A 25052-nucleotide genomic window follows, 5' to 3' on the forward strand; every position below is an offset into this window, starting at 1 on the left:
AAAATGCGAACACCGATACGTGTCGCGGTGACCTTGTGCCTGGTGGCGGCGGCGATATTTGCCGGCTTCCATTTGTGGCAGTACTACATGCTCACGCCCTGGACTCGGGATGCGCGGATCCGCGCCGACGTGGTGGTGATCGCCCCGGACGTCTCGGGTTGGGTGCGTGAGCTCAAGGCTTTTGATAACCAGCAGGTCAAGGCCGGCGATTTATTGCTGAGCATTGATCGTGAACGTTTCGAAGCGGCGCTGGAGAAAGCCCAGGCGGTGGTGCAGACCCGTCAGCAGCAACTCAATCTGCGCGAGAAAGAAGCCAGTCGCCGCGCGGCCCTCGGTCCGCAGGCCATCAGTGCCGAGCTGCGCGAGAACGCGCAAATCAACGCCGGCATCGCCCGTGGCGAACTGCGTGAAGCCCAGGCCGAAGCCAAGGTTGCGGAACTCAACCTCGCCCGTAGTCAGGTCCATGCGCCGCGCAATGGTCACATCACCAATCTGCGTTTGGCCGAAGGCAACTACGTGAATGCCGGGCAATCGGTGATGGCATTGATCGACGATTCGACTTTCTATGTGCAGGCGTATTTCGAGGAAACCAAACTGCCACGGATTCGTGTTGGCGATCCGGTGAAGGTCTGGTTGATGAGTGCGGGGGAGGGGTTGCAGGGGCATGTGGAAAGCATCAGTCGCGGGATTACCGATCGCAATACCACGCCGGACGGGCAGTTGCTGGCAGAGGTCGAGCCGACGTTTAACTGGGTGAGGTTGGCGCAGCGGATTCCGGTACGGATCAAGATTGATAAGTTGCCGGAAGGGATGAGTTTGAGTTCGGGGATGACGGCGAGTGTGCAGGTGCAGGAGGGGCAGTGATACCGAGGTGATGCCATGATCGTTCCCACGCTCTGCGTGGGAATGCCGCCCCGGACGCTCTGCGTCCAGCCGTTATGTGACGCGGAGCGTCACTGGATGCATTCCCACGCGGAGCGTGGGAACGATCAGCGTCAGGTGGGGACCAGTGGTTCAGCCGATACTGATCGCTGGCAACGTCGGCAACGTCACCGTCTGCTGTTTACGCGGCGCCAGAATCTCCGCCTCGCCGTCCACTACCAATTCATCGCGCTGGTTAAACACGCGAGTGGCAATCCGCACACGAAACTTCGGCAGCTTCTCGAGGATCTCCAGACGCACGGTCAGTGTGTCGCCAATTTTCACCGGCTTCTGAAAGCTCATTTGCTGACCGATATAAATAGTCCCCGGCCCAGGCAACTCGCAGGCAACGGCAGCGCTGATCAGCGCGCCGCTGAACATGCCGTGAGCAATGCGCTCCTTGAACATGGTGCCGGCGGCGAATTCAGCGTCCAGGTGCACCGGGTTGTGATCGCCGGACATCGCGGCGAACAACTGAATGTCGCGCTCTTCGACCGTCTTGCTGTAGCTGGCGGTCTGGCCGACTTCAAGGGCCTCGTAAGGGGTGTTGGTAACCTGGGTCATCTGTTTCAATTCCTGTCACGAATAAATAAATTCAAAAAAACTATTCCGATCTGGGTGGCCGACGGTGGCTCAGTGCCTGGGCGATCCAGTTCAACACGTCATTGATCACTTCATCGCGATTGCTCTCGTTGAACAGTTCATGCCGTGCCTGCGGGTAAATAGTCAGTTGCAGGCTCTGGCTGCCGGCAGCGCGCAGCGCATGGGCCAGATCTTTCAGACGCTTGCCATCGCTCACCGGATCACATTCACCACCGATGACCAGCAACGGCAGGCCCGGATCAATCTGAGCGAGATTGGACGCTTTGCTGATTTGCTGCAACCCACCGAGCAAATCGATCCACAGCTGATTGGTGCAGCGAAAGCCGCAGAGCGGGTCGTTGGCGTACAGGTCGACCTCTGCCGGGTCGCGGCTGAGCCAGTCGAACCGCGTGCGCGCCGGTTTGAATTTCTTGTTGAATGAACCGAACGACAGCCATTCGATCAGCGCGCTGCGACCCTTCGGGCCCTGGCGCAAACGTTCCAGCCGTGCAATCTGCCGCGCCGCGCGATAGAGCGCCACCGGTTGGAAGTTCGACCCACTGAGAACGGCCCCGTGCAGGCTGGCGCTGTGGTGCAGCAGATAGGCCTGGGCGATGTAGCTGCCCATGCTGTGACCGAGCAGCACAATCGGCACGCCCGGATGGTGTTGGCCGATGTGCTGGTTGAGGCTCGCCAGGTCGCCGACCACCTTGCACCAACCGTCATTGTCGGCGAAATGGCCGAGCGTCCCGTTTTCGGCAGTTTTGCCATGTCCACGCAGGTCCGGCGCATACACACCGTAGCCTTGAGCACAGAATTTTTCCGCCAGACGGGCGTAGCGGCCACTGTGTTCCGCCATCCCGTGGGCCAGCAGGATCACTGCTTTTAAAGGCGCTGCGGGCAGCCACTGGTTGACGAAGAGGCGGCTGCGGTCGCTCGCGGTCAACCAGAAAGTGTCGTGGATCATGGCGGTTCCTTTGCATTGGGCTGCATGTGGCATGGGCGTCGTTGCATTGTATAGCGCATCCAAAGCGTGCCGTCTGATCAGGCCACGCCACGGCAGCAAGATTCACACGATCAATGTCGACCGTGCGCATATTTGCCTGATTCGCCATAGCTGCTAGTGTCCGTGGAGCCCCGCTTTTTCGCTCTCTATTGTGAAGAAGGACAGAAAAGCGGCCCCGGATAGGTTCAGGTAAAGAGGACAAGAACAATGCAACCTGATTTCTGGAATGACAAACGCCCGGCCGGCGTGCCCCTGGACATCGATCAAGGGGCCTACAAGTCGGTGATCGAGGTGTTCGAGCGTTCCTGCAAGAAATTTGCTGACCGCCCGGCATTCAGCAACATGGGTGTCACCCTGACCTACGCCGAACTGGAACGCTACAGCGCAGCGTTCGCCGGTTACCTGCAAGCCCACACCGACCTGGTGCCGGGGGATCGCATTGCGGTGCAGATGCCCAACGTCCTGCATTACCCGATTGCCGTGTTCGGTGCCTTGCGCGCCGGGCTCATCGTGGTCAACACCAACCCGCTGTACACCGCGCGGGAGATGCGTCATCAGTTCAAGGACTCCGGTGCCCGGGCGCTGGTGTACCTGAACATGTTCGGGGCTAAAGTCCAGGAAGTGCTGCCTGACACCGACATCCAGTACCTGATCGAAGCGAAGATGGGCGACCTGATGCCCACCGCCAAGGGCTGGCTGGTCAATACGATGGTGAGCAAGGTCAAGAAGATGGTCCCGGCGTACTCCTTGCCGCAGGCCATTTCCTTCAAGAGCGCGCTGTACCTGGGCCGGGGCCTGGGCATCAAGCCGCTGAAGATCGCGCTCGACGACATCGCCGTGCTGCAATACACCGGCGGCACCACCGGCCTGGCCAAGGGCGCGATGCTGACCCACGGCAACCTGGTGGCCAACATGCAGCAAGTGCGGGCGTGCCTGGAGCAGTTCGGCAATGACGGCCAGCCGCTGTTGCGCGAAGGACAAGAGGTGATGGTCGCGCCGCTGCCGCTGTACCACATCTATGCGTTCACCGCGAATTGCATGTGCATGATGGTTTCGGGCAACCACAACGTGCTGATCACCAATCCGCGAGACATCAAGGGCTTCATCAAGGAGCTGAAGAACTGGCGATTCTCGGCGTTGCTGGGGCTCAACACCCTGTTCGTCGCGCTGATGGACCACCCGGATTTCAAGACCCTGGATTTCTCCAGCCTCAAACTCACCAACTCCGGCGGCACCGCGCTGGTCAAGGCCACGGCCGAGCGCTGGGAAGAACTCACCGGTTGCCGCATCACCGAAGGTTACGGCCTGACCGAAACTTCGCCGGTGGCCTGCACCAACCCGTACGGCGACAAGTCGCGCCTTGGCACGGTCGGCCTGCCGGTGCCGGGCACCACGCTGAAAGTCATCAACGATGAAGGTGTCGAGCAGGCGCTGGGTGAGCGCGGCGAACTGTGCATCAAGGGCCCGCAGATCATGAAGGGCTACTGGCAGAAACCCGAAGCCACCGCCGAAGTGCTGGATGCCGAAGGCTGGTTCAAGTCGGGCGACATCGCGGTGATCGACCCGGACGGTTTTGTGCGCATCGTCGATCGCAAGAAAGACATGATCATCGTCTCGGGTTTCAACGTGTACCCGAACGAGATCGAAGACGTGGTGATGGCTCACCCGAAAGTCGCCAACTGTGCGGTGATCGGGGTGCCTGACGAGCGTTCGGGGGAGGCGGTGAAGCTGTTTGTGGTGGCCCGTGAAACGGGTGTCAGCCTTGAAGAACTGAAGGCCTACTGCAAGGAAAACTTCACGGCGTACAAAGTGCCCAAGCACATTGTCTTGCGTGAGTCGTTGCCGATGACGCCGGTGGGCAAGATCCTGAGGCGGGAGTTGCGTGATATCGCCTGAGTGGTGAATGGCCGCGCTTCGCGCGGATCGCGGGCAAGCCATGCTCCTACGGGTTCAGTGTTGTTCACAAGCAGGGTGAACGACGCAAACCTGTAGGAGCATGGCTTGCCCGCGATGCATTTAAAGGGACGAAAGCCCCGGATTCAGGGCCTTTCAAGATTGTATAGGTTTTTTGCTCTAAAATGACCGCCTTCTATTCTTGAGTCATTAAAGTGACTGTAGAGGCGGCTTTTGGCTCTAGTCGGCCCTTGGCAAAGCTGCTACTCTCGGCGCGCTTTTGTGACTTCTCGGCCTATATAAAAGCCAGATTCACCAATAAAAAACATACACCAATAATAATCGCATCAAATGCGGTGATGAATTCGCGTTGCTGAGGAGTGGGCTTCCATGATCGAAGACTTTTGGAAGGATAAGTACCCTGCCGGGATTGCTGCCGACATCAATCCAGACGAGTATCCGAATATTCAGGCAGTGTTGAAGCAGTCCTGCCAACGCTTCGCCAACAAACCGGCATTCAGCAACCTGGGCAAGACAATCACCTACGGTGAACTGTACGAATTGTCCGGTGCCTTTGCCGCTTACCTGCAACAGCATACCGACTTGCAGCCGGGCGATCGAATCGCCGTGCAGCTACCTAACGTGTTGCAGTATCCGGTCGCCGTCTTCGGTGCCATCCGCGCCGGGCTGATCGTGGTCAACACCAACCCGCTGTACACCGCGCGGGAAATGGAACACCAATTCAACGACTCCGGTGCCAAAGCCCTGGTCTGCCTGGCCAACATGGCGCACCTGGCCCAGCTCGTCGTGCCGAAAACCGGCGTCAGGCACGTGATCGTCACCGAAGTGGCCGACCTGCTGCCGCCGCTCAAGCGCCTGCTGGTCAACAGTGTCATCAAGTACGTGAAGAAGATGGTCCCGGCGTATCACTTGCCCAAGGCCATCAAGTTCAACGACGTATTGAGCAAGGGCCACGGCCAGCCAGTCGCCGAAGCCAACCCGGCCAGCAGCGACGTTGCCGTGCTGCAATACACCGGCGGCACCACCGGCGTGGCCAAGGGCGCGATGCTGACCCATCGCAACTTGGTGGCGAACATGCTGCAGTGCAAGGCGCTGATGGGTTCCAACCTCCATGAAGGTTGCGAGATCCTGATCACGCCGCTGCCGCTGTACCACATCTATGCCTTCACCTTTCATTGCATGGCGATGATGCTGATCGGCAACCACAACATCCTGATCAGCAACCCGCGCGATTTGACGGCGATGGTCAAAGAACTGTCGAAGTGGAAGTTCAGCGGTTTCGTCGGGCTCAATACGCTGTTTGTCGCCCTGTGCAACAACGAAGCCTTCCGCAAGCTGGATTTCTCTGCACTGAAAGTCACCCTGTCCGGTGGCATGGCCCTGCAACTGGCCGCCGCCGAGCGCTGGAAAGCGGTCACCGGTTGCGCCATCTGTGAAGGTTACGGCATGACCGAAACCAGCCCGGTGGCCACTGTCAATCCAATCCAGAACATCCAGATCGGCACCATTGGTATTCCGGTGCCGTCGACCCTGTGCAAAGTCATCGACGATGCCGGCGTTGAACAGCCGTTAGGCGACATCGGCGAGCTGTGTGTGAAAGGTCCGCAAGTGATGAAGGGCTACTGGCAACGTCAGGACGCCACCGATGAAATCCTCGACAGCGAAGGCTGGTTGAAGACCGGTGACATCGCGCTGATTCAGCCTGACGGTTACATGCGCATCGTCGATCGCAAGAAAGACATGATCCTGGTCTCCGGTTTCAACGTGTACCCGAACGAACTGGAAGACGTGCTGGCGACCCTGCCGGGCGTGCTGCAATGCGCAGCCATCGGCGTACCGGACGAGAAGTCGGGCGAGGCGATCAAGATCTTCATCGTCGCCAAACCGGGCGTGACGCTGACCAAGGAACAGGTGATGGAGCACATGCGCGCCAACGTCACCGGATACAAAGTGCCGAAAGCCGTGGAATTCCGCGATGCGCTGCCGACCACCAATGTCGGCAAGATCCTGCGCCGCGAGTTGCGCGACGAAGAGCTGAAGAAGCTCGGCGTCAAGAAGGTAAGCGCATAACCAACAAAAAGCCCCGCAGATGCGGGGCTTTTTGTTGGCTCTGATATGAGCGGGCTTTTGTGGCGAGGGGATTTATCCCCGTCGGGCTGCGCAGCGGCCCCAAAAACCTGCAACCACATTTCAGCAGGAACACCGCGTTCGCCGGGTTTACGACTGCTTCGCAGCCGAACGGGGATAAATCCCCTCGCCACAGATAAATCCCCTCACCCCAAGGATCGCTGTTACAGGCGGAACTGCGCGAAATTGACGTTGGTACCCGCCGGGCGCATGTCCTGGAGGTACGAGTCCTTGTCGGCGCTCAGTTCCAGGCTCAGGGCCGCTTTGCGTTTGCCTTCGTTGCGCACCACCAGGCCTTCGAGCTTCTCGCGCAGGAACACCGTCGGCACTTTCAGGTGCAGCAGTTCGTCGGTATCCGGGGTGTGCATCAGCAGGTGAACCCACTCGTACTGACCAATGGCCAGGCGCGCGACCGGAATATCGAACCACCAGATGTTGCGATTGCGGTTCAATTCGGTGAAATGGCAGTTGTTGACGCCAAGCACAGCACCGCCAAGTTCCTGGTTTCTGCGGGCAATGGCCTGCTTTTTATCGAGTTTCATAACATTCCTACGGGATTGGATCTTCAGCGCCATGGCCTGAATACGTTGCGCATTCTCGGGGGTTGGTCGGCAAACATAAAGCCCAACCTGCACTGAACGATGAAATGTCGCCGTGAAAATAAATGAAACTCCGCACAAACGCCTCCGGTCAACCTTGTGTAACCACTTTCCCCGTTGAATTGTTCACAGGAGAAACACCATGAGCAGCACTGGCGATAAAGTAAAAGGCATGGCCAACGAAGCCGCCGGCAACGTCAAGCAAGGCGTCGGCAAGGCCACTGGTAACGAAAAAATGCGCTCTGAAGGCGTCGCTCAGGAAAGGAAAGGCGAAGCCCAGCAAGCGATCGGCAAAGCCAAGGATGCTCTTAAAAAAGGCATCGACAAGGCCTGATCAGGCCTTTGATGAGCAACAGAAACGGCCATCCGCGGATGGCCGTTTTTGTGTCGGCCTGAACTTGCACAAGGAAATTGTTTCAAACTCGCCAAGTACGCTACTTTGATGTAGAAAACGGCCCCTGAGTCGCCACGACTTCAACCAAATTTGCGGCGAAAGGAGACGCTAATGTTTTTCCCACACATGAAAGGCCAGCGCCTGCACCGTGTCATGGTGCGCACGATCACCGAGTTCGTCGACGACGAGATGTCGACCTATGCCTCGGCGTTGGCCTATCAAATGCTGTTCTCGCTGTTTCCCTTCATTCTGTTCCTGATCGCCCTGATCGGTTTCCTGCACCTGCCGGACTTCTTCTCCTGGCTGCGCCTGCAATCGGAACTGGTCCTGCCGCCCCAGGCGCTGGAGCAGGTGAACCCGGTCATCGACCAGCTCCAGCAATCCAAGGGTGGCTTGCTGTCGGTCGGTATCGTGATTGCCCTGTGGACCGCGTCCGCCGGTGTGCGGCTGATGATGAGCGCGATGAACGCCGCCTACGACGTGGTCGAAGGCCGGCCGGCGTGGAAGCGTTTCCCACTATCGATTTTCTACACCATCGGCATCGCCGGCATGCTACTGATCGCCGCCGCGCTGATGGTGCTCGGGCCGCAGGTAATGGGCTGGATCGCCGCGCAAGTCGGCCTCGAAGACTTCATCGTGACCCTTTGGACTATTGTGCGCTGGCCGGTGGTGGTGATTCTGTTGATGATGGCGGTGGCGCTGATTTACTACGTCATGCCCGACGTCAAACAGGAGTTTCGCTTTATTACCCCCGGTTCGGTGCTGGCCGTGGTGGTGTGGATCCTTGCATCGGTGGGCTTCGGTCTGTACGTCAAAACTTTCGCCGACTACAACGCCATGTATGGCAGTATCGGCGCGATCATCGTGCTGTTGCTGTACTTCTACATTTCTGCCGCGGTGCTGTTGCTCGGCGCCGAGATGAATGCAGTGATCGAACACATGTCGACCGAGGGCAAGGATGATGGCGAAAAATTCCCCGGCGAGCACGATCACGAACACAAACAACATGTGTCGGGACTGGGTCGGGACCACTCGATCAAGCCGACCACTGACGAAGTCATCAAATGATCCGTGAAATCCTGAAAATGGGCGACGAACGCCTGCTGCGCATTGCCCCGCCAGTGCCTGCCGAAATGTTCGACAGCCCGGAGCTGTGGCAACTGATTGACGACATGTTCCAGACCATGGAGAGCGTCGGTGGCGTTGGCCTGGCTGCGCCGCAGATCGGCGTCGACCTGCAACTGGTGATCTTCGGTTTCGAGCACAGCGAACGCTATCCGGACGCCGAAGCGGTGCCGCAGACGATTCTGATCAACCCGTTGATCACGCCGTTGAGCCCGACGCTGGAAGAGGGTTTCGAAGGCTGTCTGTCGGTGCCCGGCCTGCGCGGCGCGGTGGACCGCTATCAGCACATTCGGTACGAAGGTTTCGACCCCAAAGGGCAGCCGATTGTGCGCATTGCGTCAGGCTTCCACGCGCGGGTAGTGCAGCATGAATGCGATCACCTGATCGGCCGGTTGTACCCCTCGCGTATCAGTGATTTCAGAAAGTTCGGGTATACCGAAGTGATGTTTCCGGATCTCGATCCGAACGCAGACGATTGATTCGAAAACACCTAAAACCCCTGTGGGAGTGAGCCTGCTCGCGAAAGCGGTGGGTCATTCAACGATGATGTCGAATGACACGCCGCCATCGCGAGCAGGCTCGCTCCCACAAGTAGAACTCTCCAACGGTTTTAGGCCCATGGCGATCATCGGTTTGCTGCGCGCATAACGGCTCAAGCGTTCGGCCATGGAGTAGGGCAGTGGCGGGTCGAAGGTAAAACCGCGACGTTCATAAAACCCGCGCAAGTCCGGATGACAAAACAGCCACACCGGGCCTTCAAGCTCCTTGAGCGCCTCGGCGATCAACGCTGCAGCGATGCCCTGTTTACGGCAGGCCGGGTCGACAAACAAACCCGTCAGCCAATGCCCGTCCGCCACCGGTCGCAAACACAGTGCGCCAATGATCTCCTCGCGCCTGGCCACCCAGAGTTGAGCGTCGCGGACGGCTTTCATCGACGATTGGTGAGCGCGATAAAACTTGTTCATCAAGGGCCACAAAGGCTCGGCGAGCAAGGTGTACTGGGTGTTGGGCATGGTCTTCGACTGTCGGTGCGCAAAGCGGGTGATTATAAAAGAACGCGCGCGCAGCGATAGGTGTATACCTGATCTCACATCCCGTATGAGTGGAGTAAGTATCATGGCCAAAGGCATGGATTCAAAAAAAGCGGCAAAGAAAAAACCGGCAAAAACCGCCGATGAAAAGCGCGCGGACAAGAAGGCCAAGAAGGTGGATGTGTTCGGTCATTGATCCCGCATTGATTGATCGTTCCCACGCTCTGCGTGGGAATGCGGCCCGTGACGCTCCGCGTCACTGGACGCAGAGCGTCCCTAGAGGCATTCCCACGCAGAGCGTGGGAACGATCGTCATACGATCCTTGAAATAATCTGCAAGATTTTCCTGCGTCATTGCACAGAAGGGGACTGGTCCCCGATCTGAGCAACGCCATGCCCCATTATTTCGATACCGCCCACCGTGAAGAAATCGAAACCCTGCGCCAACGCCTGACCGCTCGCACCGAGTGGCCGACCTGGTTGCTGCTGATCGGCGTGTACGTCGGCTGGTTCAGCATCGTGCTTGCCAGTGGCTGGTTGGGCCTGTGGTGGAGCACTGTGCTGTTGATTCCATTGGTGGTGCTCTGGTTGTCGGTGCAGCACGAATTGCTTCACGGTCACCCCACCCGCTGGACATCGCTGAACAAGATCCTCGGCTACGCGCCGTTCGCCGTCTGGTATCCCTACACCCTGTATCGCGACAGCCATTTGCTGCATCACCGCGATGAAGACCTGACCCTTCCGGGGCACGATCCGGAAAGCCGTTACCTGAGCGCGGAGCAATGGCAGGGCAGTTCACTGTTTGAACAGCGTCTGCACTGGCTGAACAAAACCGTGCTCGGACGCTTCGCCCTCGGTGCACCGCTGGCCTTGCTGGCGCTGGCCAGGGAAGAACTGCAACGTCTAAAAGCAGGTGAGCGACAGGCCTGGCTGATGTGGTTGAGCCACGGCACGTTGACCCTGCTGATGTTGCTGTTTGTCGCCAGTTACAGCGTGCTGCCGGTGTGGCATTACCTGTTGCTGATCAGCGTGCCGGCGCTATCGATTGCGATGATTCGCTCCTACTATGAACACCGTCCCCACGCCGAGCCCGAGCAAAGGACGGTCATCAATGAAGCGGCCTGGCCGTGGCGCTGGCTGTTCCTCAACCTCAATCTGCATTTGGTGCATCACGACTTGCCTGGGCTGCCCTGGTATGACTTGCCCCGCGCCTACCGCGCGCGTCGCGAGCAATGGCTGGCGCGTAGCGGCGGGTTTCTGGTGCGGGGTTATGGGCAGTTGTGGTGGGAGAATGGAGTGAAAGCCATCGATAGCCCCCGACATCCGTTTGACTGATTTCATGATCGACACCCCCCCTGTGAGCGAGCCCTGTGGCGAGGGGATTTATCCCCGTTGGGCTGCGGAGCGGCCCCGGCATTTCAAAGTTAAAACGCGTTTACGACTGCTTCGCAGCCGAACGGGGTGGTGCGGCATTCCGATAAATCCCCTCGCCACATGGCTCGCTCCCACAGTGAAAACTTGTCACCTGGAAGATTTCGATGACTGAACACCTCGCCGAATTACTGATGTACATCGCCCCCGAACCGATCCGCGAGGCCAACGAGCGCTGGCTGACGCGAATGCTCGAGCGATTGGGTGCCACCCGCCGCAACGCCGAAGGCCTTTCGCTGATGGACCTCTGGCTGTCCCCGCACCTTCTGCTGACCCAAACCTGCGGCTACCCGCTGATGACCGCGTTGCGCGGTCGGGTCCGGGTCGTGGGTCGTCCTCGCTATGAGCTGCCGGACGCTAACGGCGGCAATCATTGCAGCCTGTTGCTGAGTCGCGCCGATGATCCACGGCGCAGCCTGCCGGCCTTTCGCGACAGTCGCGGGGTGATCAATGGCGAAGACTCCAACAGCGGCATGAACCTGCTGCGTCATCGACTGGCGCCGCTGCATCAAGAGGGACAGTTCTTCGCCAGTGTCAGTATCAGCGGCAGCCACCGCGAAAGCCTGCGCGGGTTGCGTGAAGGGACCGCGGACCTGGCGGCCATCGACAGCGTCACCTTCGCCTATCTGGCGCGACACGCCGAAGAAGAAGTGGCCGGCCTGCGGATCATTGCGCGAAGTGCGTTCAGTCCGACCTTGCCGTATATCACCGCCGCGACCGTCCCCGATGAACAGGCCGAGGCGTTGCTGCAGGTGATGAACACGACGTTGCAGGAATTGCCCGAAGTCAGGGAAATCCTCGGTCTGCAAGAGGTATTGCCGGCCAGCGAAAGCGACTATCAGATTGTGCTCGACTATCAGCAAGAGGCTGAGGCGTTGGGGTATGTGCGATTGCGGTAGGCTGAGTTCTTTTGATGTTTAATTCCATAACGGAATATAAAAATGCTTTTTAAATATTATTAATGAATAAGGCTCCTTGCTAGGATCGCGTCACCGGAACACCGGACATTCAGCGACCCCTAACCCTTGGAGCCTCTATGTCCGGCACCGACCTTTCCCATCGCAACGACGTGGGCGGAGTGTTCCGCGCGCATTACCCCTGGCTGTGCGCACGGTTGCGACGGCATCTGGGCGCCAGTTCCAGTGTCGAAGACATTGCTGCCGAAACTTTTTTACAGCTGCTCGAATCGCCGGGGCTGACCCCGATCCGCGAGCCTCGTGCCTTACTCACCACCATTGCCCAGCGGTTGATCTATCAGCTCTGGCGCCGCCGTGATCTGGAACGCCAACACCTCGATCAGTTGCAACACCTCGATCAGCCTCAAGCGATCTCGCCCGAAGAACGGCTGCAACTGACCCAGGCCTTGCATGGCCTCGACCGTACGCTGGAGCGCCTGCCGGGCAAGGTTCGCGCAACGTTCCTGTTGTCGCGAATCGACGGTCTGACCTACCCGCAAATCGCCGCCGAACTGGGCATTTCCCAGCGCTCGGTCAGCGTTTACATGACTCGCACTCAAGCCCTGTGCGCCCGGCACAGCGCCAACCAATCCTTGAATTCCCTGACCCGGAGGTCCGCATGAGATTGATCAAAACCCTGCTCGGCAGTTCGCTGCTGGCCCTGAGCCTTGTGGCAACCCACGTTCCCGCGGCAGAAAAAACCGCGCCGATCCATTTCGGTGACATCACCTGGGAAAGCGGCAGCCTGATCACCGAAATCCTGCGATTGATTGTCGAGAAAGGTTACGGCTACCCGACCGATACCTTGCCGGGCAGCACCGTCAGCCTCGAAGCGGCGTTGGCCAGGAACGATATTCAAGTGATCGGCGAAGAGTGGGCCGGGCGCAGTCCGGCGTGGGTCAAAGCCGCCTCGGAAGGCAAAGTGTTTGGCCTGGGCGACACGGTCAAAGGCGCCACCGAAGGCTGGTGGGTGCCGGAATACGTGATCAAGGGCGACCCCGAACGCGGCATTAAACCCCTGGCCCCGGAGCTGAAATCCGTGGCCGACCTGGCGCGCTACAAGGACGTGTTCCGCGACCCGGAAGACCCGAGCCGTGGACGCTTCCTCAATAGCCCGACCGGCTGGACCTCGGAGATCGTCAACAGTCAGAAACTCAAGGCCTATGACCTGACCGGCAGCTTCGTCAACTTCCGCACGGGTTCTGGCGCTGCGCTGGATGCCGAGGTGGCTTCGTCGATCCGTCGAGGCAAACCGGTGCTGTTCTACTACTGGTCGCCGACGCCGCTGTTGGGCCGTTTCAAACTGGTGAAGCTCGACGAGCCGGCCTTCGACGCCGACGCCTGGAAGACCCTGGCCGACGCCAACAACCCGAATCCAAAAGGCACGCGGTCGATGCCGGCAAGCCTGGCGATCGGCGTGTCCGCGCCGTTCAAGGCGCAGTACCCGGACCTGGTGGCGTTCTTCGAAAAGGTCGACCTGCCGATCGATCTGCTGAACCACACGCTCGGCCAGATGAGCGAAAAGCGCCTGCAACCGCGTCAGGTGGCCGAAGCGTTTTTGCGTGATCAGCCGCTGATCTGGAAGGGCTGGGTTCCCGGTGAAGTGGCCACCAAAGTGAGTGCGAGTTTGTAATTTCCATCTGATGTTTTGTAGCGATCAATAGATTGCTATCGCGGGCAAGCCTTGCTCCTACAGAGCGAACGACCTGAATCCTGTAGGAGCAAGGCTTGCCCGCGATTGATCTAACGCCCTACGCCATCTCTGCCGTCAACGCCGCCTTCACGCCAGGCCGAGAATCCACCCTCGCCTGAAACCGCACCAACGCCGGCCACTGATTCAAATCAATCCCAAACAGCGACGTCCAGCGCAACACCGTAAACAAATACGCGTCGGCAACGCTGAACCCGTCAGCCATCAAATAATCCTGGCGCTCCAGCGTCTGGCTCAACACAACAAAACGCTTGAACAGTTTCTCCTTGATCAGTGCTTTCACCTCATCCGGGAACTGCGAACTGAACAGCCAGCCCAGCCCGCCATGAATCTCTGTCGAAACGAAATTCAGCCATTCCTGCAACCGTACCCGCTCGAACGTTCCGCTCACGGGTACCAGGTTCGCTTCGGGTCGCAGTTCTGCCAGGTATTGCAGGATTGCCGGGCCTTCGGTCAGCACTTGGCCATTGTCCAGTTGCAATGCCGCGACGTAACCCTTGGGGTTGATGGAGAGGAAGTCCTCGCCGTTGGCGGTTCGCTTGGTGGTGTTGTCGACGCGGATCAATTCGAACGGCAGATCGAGTTCGCGCAGCACGATATGCGGCGCCAGCGAGCAGGCGTGGGGGGCGTAATACAACTTCATCGGCAGGGCTCTGGCTGGAGATTTGCGCCAGTGTCATAGTGCGCGGCACCCTCGGTAAAATTAATCTTTCAGAAAACCACCATAAGGAAAGCTACTGCCATGATGAATCTGATGCATTGGCGAATGGTGGTGGCGGTGGCTGACACGGGCAACATTACCCGGGCTGCCGAGCGGATCGGCATGACCCAGTCCGGTGCCAGCCAGGCCTTGGCGTTGATTGAAGAAACCCTGGGCGTTCAGTTGTTCAGTCGGGAGAATCGCCAGACCTTGCCGACGGCAATCGGCTTGTCTGTGATCGAACACGCGAGAACCATGCTCGATGCCCTGGAGAACATCCGCAGCAGCGTCGATGCCACCAAAGACATCCAGCGCGGGACGATTCGCCTGGCCAGTTTCCCCATGGTGTTGGCGACTTTCCTGCCGCCGTTGTTGCGTCAGTTCAATCGGCTTTATCCCGGCATTCAGGTGGTCGCGCTGGAGGTCAGCGATGATGAAGTGGAAACGCTGCTCGGTGCCGGGCTGGTGGATGTTGGCGTGGTGTTGAACCCGGCGCCTGGGCGCAATGCCGGTCGCCTGGGACGTGATGCCTGGATGGCGGTGGTGCCTGGCGGCCATCCCTTGGCTCGCCGTTCGAATGAAGAGGGCGTCTCCCTGGCGGAGTTGGCGGAGCAACCTTTTGTACTGGCCACGGGCGGTTGTTCGACCAACGCTCGCAGCCTGGCGGAGGATGCCGGACTGCAGCTGCGCGACGTTCGGGTCGAGGTCCGTGAATGGAGCAGTGCGTTCACCCTGGTGCGGGAAAACATCGGCGTGACGCTGGTGCCGGAGATGACACTGCCGAGCCAACTTCAGGGGCTGCGCGTGGTGCCGGTCAAACCGCGTATCGATCGCGAATTTGCCTTGGTGGCCGCTGCGAACAAGCCACCCTCGGCGGCGGTGCAGGCGTTGATGGGCATGCTCGCTGAGAAATGACGCATACCGATGCTGAACCGATTTTGTCCTCAATAGTGGCCGACTAGTGGCCTTGCGTACCGGCCTCGCCTGTCTATGCTGACTCGTAACTAACTATGTCGACCGCTATGTGAAGGCCGTCATACACGTGAAAAGTGTGCGCAACCCAAGGCACCGACGCTGAACAACACGGAGCTGTCCGGTCAATGGAATGTCTTATCAGAACGTTAGGGCTGGCCCGATTTCGGGCTATCAAGAGAAGGATGTCTTGATAAGAGCGTTGCTGCATGGACTCTCCGATTAAACATCATTGATCACCTGACCCAGTCCTTCCTGTGGAGGGATGCGTGTGCCTGTTCCTTGGAATGTAGTGGTGGAGCTGTTGAAAGACCAAAGAACTTTCATCAAACAAAAGACCGCGCTGAAGGTGATCTATGTTTAACCGACATCACAAATCTGACTTGCTGGAAATCGAACGATTCAGTTGCGCGCTGGCCGAGGCTAACGCGAAGTTGGCCGCGGTCAGTCGCTCGATGGCAATGATTGAGTTCACCCCCGAAGGCATCGTGCTCGATGCCAACGACAACTTTTGCAGTGTCATGGGTTACAGCGCCGAAGAAGTGCGCGGCAAGCATCACCGGATCTTTTGCGAAGAAGCGTTCTATCGCAGCGAAGCCTACGCCAAGTTGTGGCGTGACTTGGCCCGTGGCGAGCCGGTGAGCGGGACCTTTTTACGCTTGGACAGGAACGGCAAGGAGATCTGGCTTGAAGCCAGCTATATGCCGGTGTTCGGCGCTGATCGTCAGGTTCGCAGTGTGATCAAAGTCGCCACTGACATCACAGCCAGGACCTACAAGGAGCACGAAAACGAGAGCATGCTCGCGGCGATCGGTCGCTCCATGGCGGTGATTGAATTCACCCCGGATGGCAAGGTCATCACCGCTAACGACAACTTCTTGAACACGATGCATTACTCGCTCAGCGAAGTGGTGGGCCAACATCACAGCCTGTTTTGTCATCGTGCCGAAGCCGAATCCCAGGCCTACAAAGCGTTTTGGGCCTCGCTCAATCGCGGCGAATATCACTCGCACCGTTTCGAGCGCAAAGACAAGCACGGTCATACGGTTTTCCTGGAAGCTTCCTACAACCCGCTGTTCGACACCAAGGGCCGGTTGTACAAAGTGGTCAAGTTCGCCAGCGACATCACCGCTCAGGTGACCACCCTGCAAACGGCCGCGGAGTCGGCCCACAGCACCTCGGTTCAAAACGATGCTTGTGCGCAGAAGGGGTCGCATGTGGTGCAGCAAACGGTGCAGACCATCCAGGACATTTCCAAAGACTTGAATGAAGCGGCGCTGAGCATTGATGCCGTGAGTAAACAGTCCGACATCATCGGTACCATCGTTCAGACCATTCGTGGCATTGCCGATCAGACCAACCTGCTGGCGCTCAACGCCGCGATCGAAGCGGCCCGGGCCGGGGAGCACGGGCGCGGGTTCGCGGTCGTCGCCGATGAAGTTCGCAGCCTGGCGGCACGAACGAGCCAGGCAACGGTGGAGATCGTTGAAGTGGTGCGCAAGAACCACGATTTGTCATTGAGTGCGGTGTCGAGCATGCAGTCCAGTTTGAGTCGAACCGGGCTTGGGGTGGAACTGGCGAACGAGGCGGGAGCGGTGATTCTGGAGATTCAACAAGGGTCGCGGCATGTGGTGGATGCGATCAGTCAGTTCAACTCGACGTTGCAGATAAGTTGATAGCGGTACATTGAAAAGGGTCCCTCGAAGGGACCTCTTTTATTGATTGCGGGTTCGCTCGCGCCAAGGAACAACCCGAGAAACGTCGCCGAGGCGAAGGCGGCCTGATCGGAGGGTTTATGGCGCAATCGGGATATCGAACGTCTGAAACGCATCATCCACCGGCCGGTAACCCAACACCCGCATGGTTTCGCTGAGGTCCAGGCGCTTGAAGCGGTTGTTGGAAATGCCGTGGGCGATCAGGTGTTGAACGCCTTCGACCTCCACCGAACGTTGCAGCAACTGCACCGCATCGCGTGGGCTCAACCAGGCGCTCAGGTCTCGGGCATTGGTCAGTTCATGACGGTCCGGGAATTCGAAAGCGCCGATCCGTATCGCGATGGTCGAGAGGTTGCGTTTGGCAGCATAGAACGCACACAACGCTTCGCCGTAACACTTGCTGACGCCATACAGATTGGCCGGCATGACCTGCATGCCCGGGGTGATCTGCCGGTCCACGGGGTAGCCTTCGATGGTTTGCGCACTGCTGGCGAACACCAGTCGTTTGCAGCCAGCCGTTGCCGCAGCTTCGAACAGGTAAGTGGTGGCCAGAATGTTGTTGGGCAGCAGCTCATTGAACGTGGCAGTGGCGTGAGGAATGCCGGCCAAGTGCACGATGACGTCGATCCCTTTCAATACTTCGCCCATGGCCGCGGGGCTGGACAGGTCCAGGCTGACGAAACGGTGAGGCGCATCGACCACAAAGTCGGGCTCGACGCGATCAGTCAGGACGAAGGTGTAGCGGTCTTTTGAGGCTTCGAAAAAGGTTTTGCCGATTCTGCCGCAGGCACCGGTCAGCAGTACGTTGAGTCCGTTCATGAGTCTCTCTTTTCAGGGTAGGAACGTTGCGGGTTTGGCGTTATGGCAGGCCGTTGCAGCCATGTTTCAGGAATCCCGGGCGTTGTGCCAACCGTTGGAAATACTCGTCGATGGCCGAGTAGTCGGGGCGCTCCATCGGTGTCATCAGCCAGCGGTTGATCGACAGCCCGATGACGATGTCCGCCAGCGTGAAGTGCGGTCCGGCGACATACGCTTTGGTGACCGCGAGCTGATGCTCGAGGATGCCCATTTTCTGATTCCAGCCGTGTACGCCGGCGGCAATGTGATGCGGGTCCTGGAACTCCGGATCTTTGCGTACCAGCGCCGTGAACGCATAGCTCCAGGAGGCATTGAGTTCAGTCGCTTGCCAATCCATCCACTGTTCAACCCGAGCGCGGGCCGCCGGATCATGGGGTAGCAGATCGGTGTTGTGGTGTTTGCCGGCCAGATAGCGGCAGATGGTGTTGGACTCCCACAGCACGCCGGCCTCATCAATAATCACCGGCACCAGTGCGTTGGGGTTGAGCCTGAGAAACTCCGGCATGTGGGTCGACGCATAACCGCCGCCCCAGTCTTCACGTTCGTAGGCAACACCCAGTTCCTCACAGGTCCACAGGACTTTTCTGACGTTGATGGACGAGGCTTTGCCCAGAATCTTCAGTGCATGTTCCATTGAGCTACTCCGTTAGCGATTCGACGCTTCAGGAATCTAACAGACATTCAGCGTTTTCAAACCGGATCCGACAGCGCCGAAGTTGGCGAAGTTGGAACACTATCAAGGTTAGTTGAAAACCCACGGCATGGGCGATGCGCCGTTCTGACGCTCTGCGTGGGAGCGATCACAGCGTCAGGTACTCTCGCGCACCTTCAACTCAAACCCCATGTCCTGCACCGGTTTGGCCACGGTGTTGCCAGCCATCAACGTCAACATCTGCTCCGCCGCGCGGCGGCCGATGGCTTCTCGCGGGGTGCTGATGCTGCTCAGGCGCGGGACCATGTGGGCCGAGGCCGGCAGGTCGTTGAAGCCGAGGATCGCCACTTGTTCGGGGATCTTGATCCCGCAGCGCATGGCTTCGAGCAGTGCGCCCTGGGCCAGGTCGTCGTTACCGAAGAAGATCGCGTCGACATCGGGATGAGTGACGAGCAGTTGCAGGAACAGTTCGCCACCAAGGCCGACGGAGGAAGAGCGAGGTGTCAGGACTTCCAGGTCCGGGTCATACAAACCGGCCTTTTGCAGGGCTTTGCGGAAACCTTCGCCACGCAGCAACGTGCGTTGATCCAGTTGCGCGCCAATGTAGGCCAGACGCTTACGACCCCGTGACAGCAAATGCCCGGCCGCTGTCTCGCCAGCCGCGAGTTGCGAAAAGCCCACGCAATTGAGCCCGGCGGCGCTGTCCAGTTCCATCATGTACACGCACGGAATGTTGCTGGCCTCGATCATCCGGCGCGAACTTTCGGTGCGGTCGAAACCGGTCAGCAACAAACCGCGAGGCTGATACGCCATGTAGTTGCGCAGCAGGTTTTCTTCTTCATCACGTGAGTAATGGAAGTTCCCGATCAGTACTTCGAAGCCCTTTGGTCGCAAAACCTGATGAATGGCTTCCAGCGTGTCGATGAACAGCAGGTTGGACAATGAAGGCACCAAAACCACGACGGAATGGCTCTGGGCCGAGGCTAACGCGCGGGCGGCAGGGTTGACCACGTAGTTCAGGTCGAGGGCGGCTTTCTGCACCTTTTCCACCAGTTCGGTGGCCACCGTGCTGACCCCGCGCAGGGCGCGAGAGGCGGTGATCGGGCTGACACCGGCCAGGCGTGCGACTTCGTTCAAAGTGGGGCGGCCAGTGGTGCGCGTATTTTTATCGTTTTTAGGGGAGATCATCGGACGGCTTGCCAAACAAAATTCGAGGCACTAAGGTAGCGCTGTCTCGACGCAGCTGCAAATGCGTGAGCGGGGTTTGCCTGATCCCCGTTTTTTGGCGTTGGGAACGAACATGCTGCAACCCACAAAAATGACAAGAAGGCGTCGGCAACTTCTGCTTTTTCTGGTGTCATAACTGGCAAAGGTAGCGCTGTCTGCGCGCTGAGGTGTTACATGAATCATCCCATCACCGCCCTGGTCATCATGGGCGTTGCCGGTTGCGGCAAGACTTGCGTCAGCGAGGCCTTGTGCCAACTCAGCGGCGCGACCGCCATTGAAGGCGACACTTTCCACCCTGCCGCCAATATCGAAAAGATGAGCGCGGGAATCCCCCTGAACGACGAAGACCGTGCCGGCTGGCTCGACAGCCTGTGCGATGAATTGCGCCGCATCGACGCCAAGGGCGAACGCCCGGTGCTGACCTGCTCGGCCCTCAAACACATTTATCGCGAACGTCTGCGCAGTGCCTTGCCGGGCCTGGGCTTTGTGTTCCTTGAACTGACCCCTGAAGTGGCCGCCGATCGTGTCTCCCATCGGCCGGGCCATTTCATGCCGTCGACGTTGATCGACAGCCAGTTCGCCACCCTTGAATCGCCCGTTGGTGAGCCCCTGACCCTGGCTCTGGACGCGTCGAAGCACAGCGTCGAGCAATTGGCGAAGCAAGCTCATGACTGGTGGCAGGCTCATGGCCTGAAACACGCCGTATGAGTTTTGCCAGAAGAGATAGCGCTGTCCTGTTGGCTTGCGAATTACCCGCTTTAATAACAACAACAACCAGGAGACACCCCTAATGTTTGGCATGTCCCACGAGACGTTCCTGCTGCTCGATGCAGTGGTCACGGTGATCGGGCTTATCGTCCTGATCACCAAGTTCAAGCTTCATCCGTTCATTGCCCTGATCATCGCCGCCGCCTTTCTCGGGCTGACCTCCGGCATGCCGATCGGCACCATCATCAAGGCGTTCCAGGACGGCTTCGGTGGGGTGCTCGGTTTCGTCGGGATCATCCTTGCGCTGGGCACCATGCTCGGCAAAATGATGGCCGAGTCGGGCGGGGCGGATCAGATTGCCCAGACCCTGATTCGCGCGTTCGGCAAGGACAAGGTGCAGTGGGCGATGATGTTCGCGGCCTTCCTGGTCGGCATTCCGCTGTTCTTCGAAATCGGTTTCGTACTGCTGATCCCGCTGGTGTTCATCGTGGCCCGGCGTACCGGCGTGTCGATCATCAAGATCGGTATCCCGCTGCTGGCCGGTCTGTCCGCCGTGCACGGTCTGGTTCCGCCGCACCCGGGTCCGTTGCTGGCCATCGGCGTGTTCGGTGCCGACATTGGTAAAACCATCCTCTACGGCCTGATCGTTGCGCTGCCAACGGCCATCATCGCCGGCCCGATCTACGGCACATTCATTTCCAAGTACATTCCGGGTCATCCTAACCAGGAACTGGTCGATCAACTGGCGCGCGAGCCAGAGGCGGCTGAGCTGCCGAGTTTCAGCATCACCCTGATCACCGTGCTGCTGCCGGTGTTCCTGATGTTGCTCAAGACTTTTGCTGACGTGGTGCTGCCGGACGGCAATTTCTTCCGCACCTTCATGGACCTGATCGGTCACCCGATTTCGGCGCTGCTACTGGCGTTGCTGCTGTCGCTGTACACCTTCGGCCACCGTCAGGGCATGGGCTCGAACAAGATCCTCAAGTTGCTCGACGCAAGCCTTGCGCCGACCGCCGCGATCATTCTGATCATCGGTGCCGGTGGTGGCTTCAAGCAGATGCTGGTGACCAGCGGCGTGGGTGATGTAATCGGCCACATGGCGGTGAACGCGCAGATCTCGCCGATCCTGCTGGCCTGGCTGGTAGCCGCGGTGATTCGTATCGCGACCGGTTCGGCAACCGTGGCGACCATTACCGGCGCCGGCATCGTGGTGCCGGTGGTGGGGATGATTCCGGGTGTGAACCGTGAGCTGCTGGTACTGGCGACCGGTGCCGGTTCGTTGATCCTGTCGCACGTGAATGACGCGGGTTTCTGGCTGGTGAAGCAGTACTTCAACATGACCGTGGCGGAAACCTTCAAGACCTGGACCGCGATGGAAACCATCCTGTCCGTGGTGGGTCTGGGCTTCATCCTGCTGTTGTCGTTGTTCGTTTAAACACACCGCAAAACAAATGTGGGAGCGAGCCTGCTCGCGATGAGGGCTTAACATTCAACGAAGAGGTTGAATGTTAGTCAGTCATCGCGAGCAGGCTCGCTCCCACAGTGTTATGTGCAGGGCATCAAGATTTACTAATCAGCCCATCCGCCCGGAACATCCCGCGAATTCCGCGAATGGCCTGACGAATCCGGTCCTGGTTTTCGATCAGCGCGAAGCGCACATGATCATCGCCATACTCACCAAACCCTACGCCCGGCGAGACGCAAACCTTGGCCTCGGCCAGCAGTTTCTTGGCGAACTCCAGCGAGCCCAAATGCGCATACGCCTCGGGAATCTTCGCCCAGACGTACATCGACGCTTTCGGATTCTCGACCATCCAGCCCAGTTCATGCAGGCCTTTGACCAGCACGTTGCGACGCTGCCGATACTGCTCGGCGATGTCTTTGACGCACTGCTGATCACCTTCCAGCGCCGCAATCGCCGCGACCTGCAGCGGGGTAAACGTGCCGTAGTCGTGATAACTCTTGATCCGCGCCAGGGCGTTGACCAGTTCGGCGTTGCCGACCATGAAACCGATGCGCCAACCCGCCATGTTGTAGCTCTTGGACAGGGTGAAAAACTCCACCGCGATGTCCTTGGCGCCTGGCACTTGCATGATCGACGGGGCTTTCCAGCCGTCGTAGACGATGTCGGCGTAAGCCAGGTCGTGCACCACCAAAACGTCGTACTGCTTGGCGAGGGCGATCACCCGCTCGAAGAAATCCAGCTCCACGCACTGGGCGGTGGGATTCGACGGGAAACCGAGGATCATCATTTTCGGTTTCGGGATCGAGCCGCGAATGGCGCTTTCCAGTTCGGCGAAGAAGTCCACGCCCGGAATCAACGGCACCGAACGCACCTGCGCGCCGGCAATCACCGCGCCGTAGATGTGAATCGGGTAGCTCGGGTTCGGCACCAGAACGGTATCGCCCTGGTCGAGGGTGGCCAGCATCAAGTGCGCCAGGCCTTCCTTGGAACCGATGGTGACGATGGCTTCGCTTTCCGGGTCGATGTCGACCTCGTAGCGATCCTTGTACCAATTGGAAATCGCCCGGCGCAGACGCGGAATGCCCTTGGACGTCGAATAACCGTGGGTGTCTTCGCGCTGGGCGACAGTCACCAGTTTTTCGACGATGTGCGGCGGAGTAGGGCCATCAGGGTTGCCCATGCTGAAGTCGATGATGTCTTCGCCACGACGACGGGCGGCCATCTTCAGCTCGGCAGTGATGTTGAATACGTAAGGGGGGAGTCGATCTATGCGCGCAAAGCGGCGCGGCGAACCTGGGTTAGCCATTGTTGCCTCGGATAACGTGAGCGCCCGGAACCGTCCGAGCGACGCTGGTCACTGCGGTGACCTGTGGCGGAATGTAAGGGGTGATGTGGCAAACTGTCCAGCGACTATGTAAACAAATTTGTCCGAAGGAAATCGGTTGATGGAATTTACCAGTGGCTTCTTGCTGAGCCTTTCGCTGTGCCTGGACATCGGCGTGGCCAACATCGCGATGATCACGCTGGCAATGCAGCGTGGCTATTTTCAAGGCTTCGCGCTGGGGTTGGGGACATGCGTCGGCGACCTGATCTACGCTGTGCTGGCCTTGGCCGGGATGACCGTTTTGCGGCAATACGAAAGCGTGCGCTGGGTGCTGTGGATCGGCGGTTCGGCGCTGTTGTTGTACTTCGCGGCGAAGATGATCTATTCGGCGATTCACCATGAGGCGGTACTGGCGCAGGCCGAAGACGTGGGACAGAACTCCCATCGGCGCGAGTTTTTCCGCGGGATCTTCCTCGCCATGTCGTCGCCCAGCGCCATTCTCTGGTTCGCGGCGGTGGGCGGCACATTGATCGCTCGTTCCGGCGGCGGTGGCGCCCTCAGCTCGGCGCTGTTTCTTGGCGGGTTTCTGTGCGCCGGGGTGCTCTGGTGCGTGGCTTTGTGTTTCGCCGCGAGTCATGGCGGCAAGTTGCTGGGCGACAAATTGCTGCGTTATTCCTATATGGCATCGGCAGCGATCTTCTGCTATTTCGCGGTCTACGTGATCCTATCGGGGTATAACGAGTTCGTTGGTGCAGGTGCTGTCGAACCGTTGAATGCACTGTAATTGGGCGAATTCGGTTTGGGTTCTATACTCCCAGCCGAACCCACTTTTTTGTTCCAGGAGTTGAGCCATGGATGAGCAAACAGGCGTCGAAACGGCCACGCCACGCTTCGAGCACGGGCACTTCCTGCTCATTGCCGGGCTTGGCGGCCGATTTACCCAGGAAACCTCCAAGAAAATCCCCGAACTCTGGGAGAAATTCATCCCCGAGATTGGCAAAATCCCTGGTCAAAAAAACGAAGTGACCTACGGCATCTGTTGCAATCCGGATGGCAAGGGCGGCTTCGAATACATTGCCGGCGTTGAAATCAGCAAGCTCGACGACCTGCCGGATAAATACCGTTGGGTCGAGGTCCAGCCTCAGCACTATGCGGTGTTCGAACACAAAGGCCCTCTCGATCAGTTGCCCCAGACCTTCCAGTACATCTGGAAAACCTGGCTGCCGCAGTCCGGTTATCAGGCGGCGGACGCGCCGGAATTCGAACGCTACAGCGAAGACTTCAACCCGAAGCTCAACACCGGCGTGCTGGAAATCTGGCTGCCGCTCAAGCCTTGATTGCCGCAGGAGGCGGACTTGGCGTCCGCCTCCATCTCGTTACTTGCCTTGCTTCATCCGTCGCGCCCGCAACAGGTCAATCGTCAGCGTGATAAAGCCAAACGAGCTGATGCCCAACAGCATAAGAAGTCCGATCTGAACGCTGCTCATGGTGTGTTCCCCTTATTGATGGCCAGAGACAGGACACATCAATAATCCGCACTGACAAGCAATGACAGCGCCTATACGCAGGCTTTACGGCGCCCGCGGTGATCGATATGAACACCTTATTAATTTATGATCCCCAGCCTTCCTCTC

The 25052-nt window shown here is 58.8% G+C and carries 24 protein-coding genes and 2 pseudogenes; 17 read left to right on the forward strand and 9 right to left on the reverse strand.

Annotated features, from left to right (window positions below; genetic code table 11):
* Positions 1-3 precede the first annotated feature (3 nt).
* Positions 4-864 carry an HlyD family secretion protein gene (locus IB252_RS29295; RefSeq protein ID WP_192411088.1) on the forward strand — a complete coding sequence of 287 codons (861 nt, stop codon included), beginning with the start codon at positions 4-6 and terminating at the stop codon, positions 862-864.
* 150 nt (positions 865-1014) lie between these two features.
* On the opposite strand, the gene IB252_RS29300 is transcribed toward IB252_RS29295, so the two are convergent.
* Positions 1015-1485: a MaoC family dehydratase gene (locus tag IB252_RS29300; protein WP_008151121.1), complete on the reverse strand. Its 471-nt coding sequence runs from the start codon at positions 1483-1485 to the stop codon at positions 1015-1017.
* Positions 1486-1525: 40 nt separating this feature from the next.
* On the reverse strand, positions 1526-2470 hold the full coding sequence (locus tag IB252_RS29305) for an alpha/beta hydrolase (protein WP_192411089.1): 945 nt from the start codon (positions 2468-2470) through the stop codon (positions 1526-1528).
* A gap of 246 nt (positions 2471-2716) precedes the next feature.
* Between IB252_RS29305 and fadD2 the strand changes: the two genes are divergently transcribed.
* The gene (gene fadD2 / locus IB252_RS29310) at positions 2717-4405 is read left to right on the forward strand and encodes a long-chain-fatty-acid--CoA ligase FadD2 (RefSeq protein ID WP_192411090.1); all 1689 of its coding nucleotides are present in this window, start codon (positions 2717-2719) and stop codon (positions 4403-4405) included.
* 387 nt (positions 4406-4792) lie between these two features.
* On the forward strand, positions 4793-6493 hold the full coding sequence (fadD1, locus tag IB252_RS29315; protein ID WP_192411091.1) for a long-chain-fatty-acid--CoA ligase FadD1: 1701 nt from the start codon (positions 4793-4795) through the stop codon (positions 6491-6493).
* Positions 6494-6714: 221 nt separating this feature from the next.
* Here the strand turns inward: fadD1 and IB252_RS29320 are convergent, their stop codons facing one another.
* Entirely contained in the window at positions 6715-7092 is a 378-nt protein-coding gene (locus IB252_RS29320) for a hypothetical protein (protein ID WP_033056806.1), read from the reverse strand.
* A 199-nt stretch (positions 7093-7291) separates the two neighbouring features.
* Between IB252_RS29320 and IB252_RS29325 the strand changes: the two genes are divergently transcribed.
* From IB252_RS29325 to def, 3 genes are all read left to right on the forward strand, one after another.
* Complete coding sequence (locus IB252_RS29325) at positions 7292-7483, forward strand: CsbD family protein (RefSeq protein ID WP_008151126.1); 192 nt, start codon at positions 7292-7294, stop codon at positions 7481-7483.
* A gap of 171 nt (positions 7484-7654) precedes the next feature.
* Positions 7655-8611, forward strand: a complete 957-nt coding sequence (locus IB252_RS29330) for a YihY/virulence factor BrkB family protein (RefSeq protein WP_111451480.1) — start codon at positions 7655-7657, stop codon at positions 8609-8611.
* Entirely contained in the window at positions 8608-9147 is a 540-nt protein-coding gene (gene def / locus IB252_RS29335) for a peptide deformylase (protein WP_111451481.1), read from the forward strand. Before IB252_RS29330 ends, def begins: the two co-directional genes overlap by 4 nt.
* A 54-nt stretch (positions 9148-9201) precedes the next feature.
* On the opposite strand, the gene IB252_RS29340 is transcribed toward def, so the two are convergent.
* Positions 9202-9681: a GNAT family N-acetyltransferase gene (locus tag IB252_RS29340; RefSeq protein WP_192411092.1), complete on the reverse strand. Its 480-nt coding sequence runs from the start codon at positions 9679-9681 to the stop codon at positions 9202-9204.
* A 411-nt stretch (positions 9682-10092) separates the two neighbouring features.
* Between IB252_RS29340 and IB252_RS29345 the strand changes: the two genes are divergently transcribed.
* The 4 genes from IB252_RS29345 (at position 10093) to IB252_RS29360 (ending at position 13719) form a co-directional block, all read left to right on the forward strand.
* On the forward strand, positions 10093-11034 hold the full coding sequence (locus IB252_RS29345; protein ID WP_192411093.1) for a fatty acid desaturase: 942 nt from the start codon (positions 10093-10095) through the stop codon (positions 11032-11034).
* Positions 11035-11237: 203 nt separating this feature from the next.
* Positions 11238-12029 carry a phosphate/phosphite/phosphonate ABC transporter substrate-binding protein gene (locus IB252_RS29350; protein WP_192411094.1) on the forward strand — a complete coding sequence of 264 codons (792 nt, stop codon included), beginning with the start codon at positions 11238-11240 and terminating at the stop codon, positions 12027-12029.
* A 137-nt stretch (positions 12030-12166) separates the two neighbouring features.
* The gene (locus tag IB252_RS29355; RefSeq protein ID WP_192411095.1) at positions 12167-12709 is read left to right on the forward strand and encodes a sigma-70 family RNA polymerase sigma factor; all 543 of its coding nucleotides are present in this window, start codon (positions 12167-12169) and stop codon (positions 12707-12709) included.
* Positions 12706-13719, forward strand: a complete 1014-nt coding sequence (locus IB252_RS29360) for an ABC transporter substrate-binding protein (protein WP_192411096.1) — start codon at positions 12706-12708, stop codon at positions 13717-13719. The genes IB252_RS29355 and IB252_RS29360 overlap by 4 nt, the downstream gene beginning before the upstream one ends.
* A gap of 118 nt (positions 13720-13837) precedes the next feature.
* Here the strand turns inward: IB252_RS29360 and gstA are convergent, their stop codons facing one another.
* Positions 13838-14440: a glutathione transferase GstA gene (gene gstA, locus IB252_RS29365; protein ID WP_192411097.1), complete on the reverse strand. Its 603-nt coding sequence runs from the start codon at positions 14438-14440 to the stop codon at positions 13838-13840.
* Positions 14441-14539: 99 nt separating this feature from the next.
* Between gstA and IB252_RS29370 the strand changes: the two genes are divergently transcribed.
* From IB252_RS29370 to IB252_RS30705, 3 genes and pseudogenes are all read left to right on the forward strand, one after another.
* Positions 14540-15412 (forward strand): LysR family transcriptional regulator, encoded by an 873-nt coding sequence (locus tag IB252_RS29370; protein WP_192411098.1) that lies wholly within the window; start codon positions 14540-14542, stop codon positions 15410-15412.
* 518 nt (positions 15413-15930) lie between these two features.
* A pseudogene (locus tag IB252_RS30700) lies at positions 15931-16602 on the forward strand (PAS domain-containing protein); the annotation flags it as partial.
* Positions 16603-16716: 114 nt separating this feature from the next.
* A pseudogene (locus IB252_RS30705) lies at positions 16717-17145 on the forward strand (methyl-accepting chemotaxis protein); the annotation flags it as partial.
* A gap of 117 nt (positions 17146-17262) precedes the next feature.
* On the opposite strand, the gene IB252_RS29380 reads toward IB252_RS30705, so the two are convergent.
* The 3 genes from IB252_RS29380 to IB252_RS29390 all read right to left on the reverse strand — a co-directional run bounded on the left by IB252_RS29380 (position 17263) and on the right by IB252_RS29390 (position 19882).
* The gene (locus tag IB252_RS29380) at positions 17263-18003 is read right to left on the reverse strand and encodes an NAD-dependent epimerase/dehydratase family protein (protein WP_033056792.1); all 741 of its coding nucleotides are present in this window, start codon (positions 18001-18003) and stop codon (positions 17263-17265) included.
* A gap of 40 nt (positions 18004-18043) precedes the next feature.
* Entirely contained in the window at positions 18044-18676 is a 633-nt protein-coding gene (locus IB252_RS29385) for a glutathione S-transferase family protein (RefSeq protein ID WP_192411100.1), read from the reverse strand.
* A 174-nt stretch (positions 18677-18850) separates the two neighbouring features.
* Positions 18851-19882, reverse strand: a complete 1032-nt coding sequence (locus IB252_RS29390; protein ID WP_111451491.1) for a LacI family DNA-binding transcriptional regulator — start codon at positions 19880-19882, stop codon at positions 18851-18853.
* Between the two features lie 213 nt (positions 19883-20095).
* Between IB252_RS29390 and IB252_RS29395 the strand changes: the two genes are divergently transcribed.
* On the forward strand, positions 20096-20629 hold the full coding sequence (locus IB252_RS29395; RefSeq protein WP_192411101.1) for a gluconokinase: 534 nt from the start codon (positions 20096-20098) through the stop codon (positions 20627-20629).
* Between the two features lie 82 nt (positions 20630-20711).
* Complete coding sequence (locus tag IB252_RS29400) at positions 20712-22064, forward strand: GntP family permease (protein WP_192411102.1); 1353 nt, start codon at positions 20712-20714, stop codon at positions 22062-22064.
* A gap of 124 nt (positions 22065-22188) precedes the next feature.
* Here the strand turns inward: IB252_RS29400 and alaC are convergent, their stop codons facing one another.
* Positions 22189-23400 (reverse strand): alanine transaminase, encoded by a 1212-nt coding sequence (gene alaC / locus IB252_RS29405; protein ID WP_008151144.1) that lies wholly within the window; start codon positions 23398-23400, stop codon positions 22189-22191.
* A 139-nt stretch (positions 23401-23539) separates the two neighbouring features.
* Between alaC and IB252_RS29410 the strand changes: the two genes are divergently transcribed.
* Positions 23540-24202 (forward strand): LysE family translocator, encoded by a 663-nt coding sequence (locus tag IB252_RS29410; RefSeq protein ID WP_192411103.1) that lies wholly within the window; start codon positions 23540-23542, stop codon positions 24200-24202.
* Between the two features lie 67 nt (positions 24203-24269).
* Positions 24270-24755, forward strand: coding sequence for a GyrI-like domain-containing protein (locus tag IB252_RS29415; protein WP_111451495.1), 486 nt, complete (start codon positions 24270-24272; stop codon positions 24753-24755).
* Positions 24756-25052 lie beyond the last annotated feature (297 nt).

It is taken from the genome of Pseudomonas sp. PDM10 (genome assembly GCF_014852295.1).
GTDB lineage: Bacteria > Pseudomonadota > Gammaproteobacteria > Pseudomonadales > Pseudomonadaceae > Aquipseudomonas.

Excerpts from the sequence above, each read along its gene's own strand:
- IB252_RS29320 (WP_033056806.1), bottom strand. The coding sequence starts at position 7,092 with ATGAAACTCGATAAAAAGCAGGCCATTGCCCGCAGAAACCAGGAACTT.
- IB252_RS29370 (WP_192411098.1), top strand. The coding sequence starts at position 14,540 with ATGATGAATCTGATGCATTGGCGAATGGTGGTGGCGGTGGCTGACACG.
- def (WP_111451481.1), top strand. The coding sequence starts at position 8,608 with ATGATCCGTGAAATCCTGAAAATGGGCGACGAACGCCTGCTGCGCATT.
- IB252_RS29410 (WP_192411103.1), top strand. The coding sequence starts at position 23,540 with ATGGAATTTACCAGTGGCTTCTTGCTGAGCCTTTCGCTGTGCCTGGAC.
- fadD1 (WP_192411091.1), top strand. The coding sequence starts at position 4,793 with ATGATCGAAGACTTTTGGAAGGATAAGTACCCTGCCGGGATTGCTGCC.
- IB252_RS29325 (WP_008151126.1), top strand. The coding sequence starts at position 7,292 with ATGAGCAGCACTGGCGATAAAGTAAAAGGCATGGCCAACGAAGCCGCC.
- IB252_RS29390 (WP_111451491.1), bottom strand. The coding sequence starts at position 19,882 with ATGATCTCCCCTAAAAACGATAAAAATACGCGCACCACTGGCCGCCCC.
- IB252_RS29415 (WP_111451495.1), top strand. The coding sequence starts at position 24,270 with ATGGATGAGCAAACAGGCGTCGAAACGGCCACGCCACGCTTCGAGCAC.
- IB252_RS29350 (WP_192411094.1), top strand. The coding sequence starts at position 11,238 with ATGACTGAACACCTCGCCGAATTACTGATGTACATCGCCCCCGAACCG.
- IB252_RS29300 (WP_008151121.1), bottom strand. The coding sequence starts at position 1,485 with ATGACCCAGGTTACCAACACCCCTTACGAGGCCCTTGAAGTCGGCCAG.
- IB252_RS29295 (WP_192411088.1), top strand. The coding sequence starts at position 4 with ATGCGAACACCGATACGTGTCGCGGTGACCTTGTGCCTGGTGGCGGCG.
- IB252_RS29400 (WP_192411102.1), top strand. The coding sequence starts at position 20,712 with ATGTTTGGCATGTCCCACGAGACGTTCCTGCTGCTCGATGCAGTGGTC.
- IB252_RS29345 (WP_192411093.1), top strand. The coding sequence starts at position 10,093 with ATGCCCCATTATTTCGATACCGCCCACCGTGAAGAAATCGAAACCCTG.
- IB252_RS29340 (WP_192411092.1), bottom strand. The coding sequence starts at position 9,681 with ATGCCCAACACCCAGTACACCTTGCTCGCCGAGCCTTTGTGGCCCTTG.
- IB252_RS29355 (WP_192411095.1), top strand. The coding sequence starts at position 12,167 with ATGTCCGGCACCGACCTTTCCCATCGCAACGACGTGGGCGGAGTGTTC.
- alaC (WP_008151144.1), bottom strand. The coding sequence starts at position 23,400 with ATGGCTAACCCAGGTTCGCCGCGCCGCTTTGCGCGCATAGATCGACTC.
- fadD2 (WP_192411090.1), top strand. The coding sequence starts at position 2,717 with ATGCAACCTGATTTCTGGAATGACAAACGCCCGGCCGGCGTGCCCCTG.
- IB252_RS29395 (WP_192411101.1), top strand. The coding sequence starts at position 20,096 with ATGAATCATCCCATCACCGCCCTGGTCATCATGGGCGTTGCCGGTTGC.
- IB252_RS29385 (WP_192411100.1), bottom strand. The coding sequence starts at position 18,676 with ATGGAACATGCACTGAAGATTCTGGGCAAAGCCTCGTCCATCAACGTC.
- IB252_RS29305 (WP_192411089.1), bottom strand. The coding sequence starts at position 2,470 with ATGATCCACGACACTTTCTGGTTGACCGCGAGCGACCGCAGCCGCCTC.
- gstA (WP_192411097.1), bottom strand. The coding sequence starts at position 14,440 with ATGAAGTTGTATTACGCCCCCCACGCCTGCTCGCTGGCGCCGCATATC.
- IB252_RS29360 (WP_192411096.1), top strand. The coding sequence starts at position 12,706 with ATGAGATTGATCAAAACCCTGCTCGGCAGTTCGCTGCTGGCCCTGAGC.
- IB252_RS29330 (WP_111451480.1), top strand. The coding sequence starts at position 7,655 with ATGTTTTTCCCACACATGAAAGGCCAGCGCCTGCACCGTGTCATGGTG.
- IB252_RS29380 (WP_033056792.1), bottom strand. The coding sequence starts at position 18,003 with ATGAACGGACTCAACGTACTGCTGACCGGTGCCTGCGGCAGAATCGGC.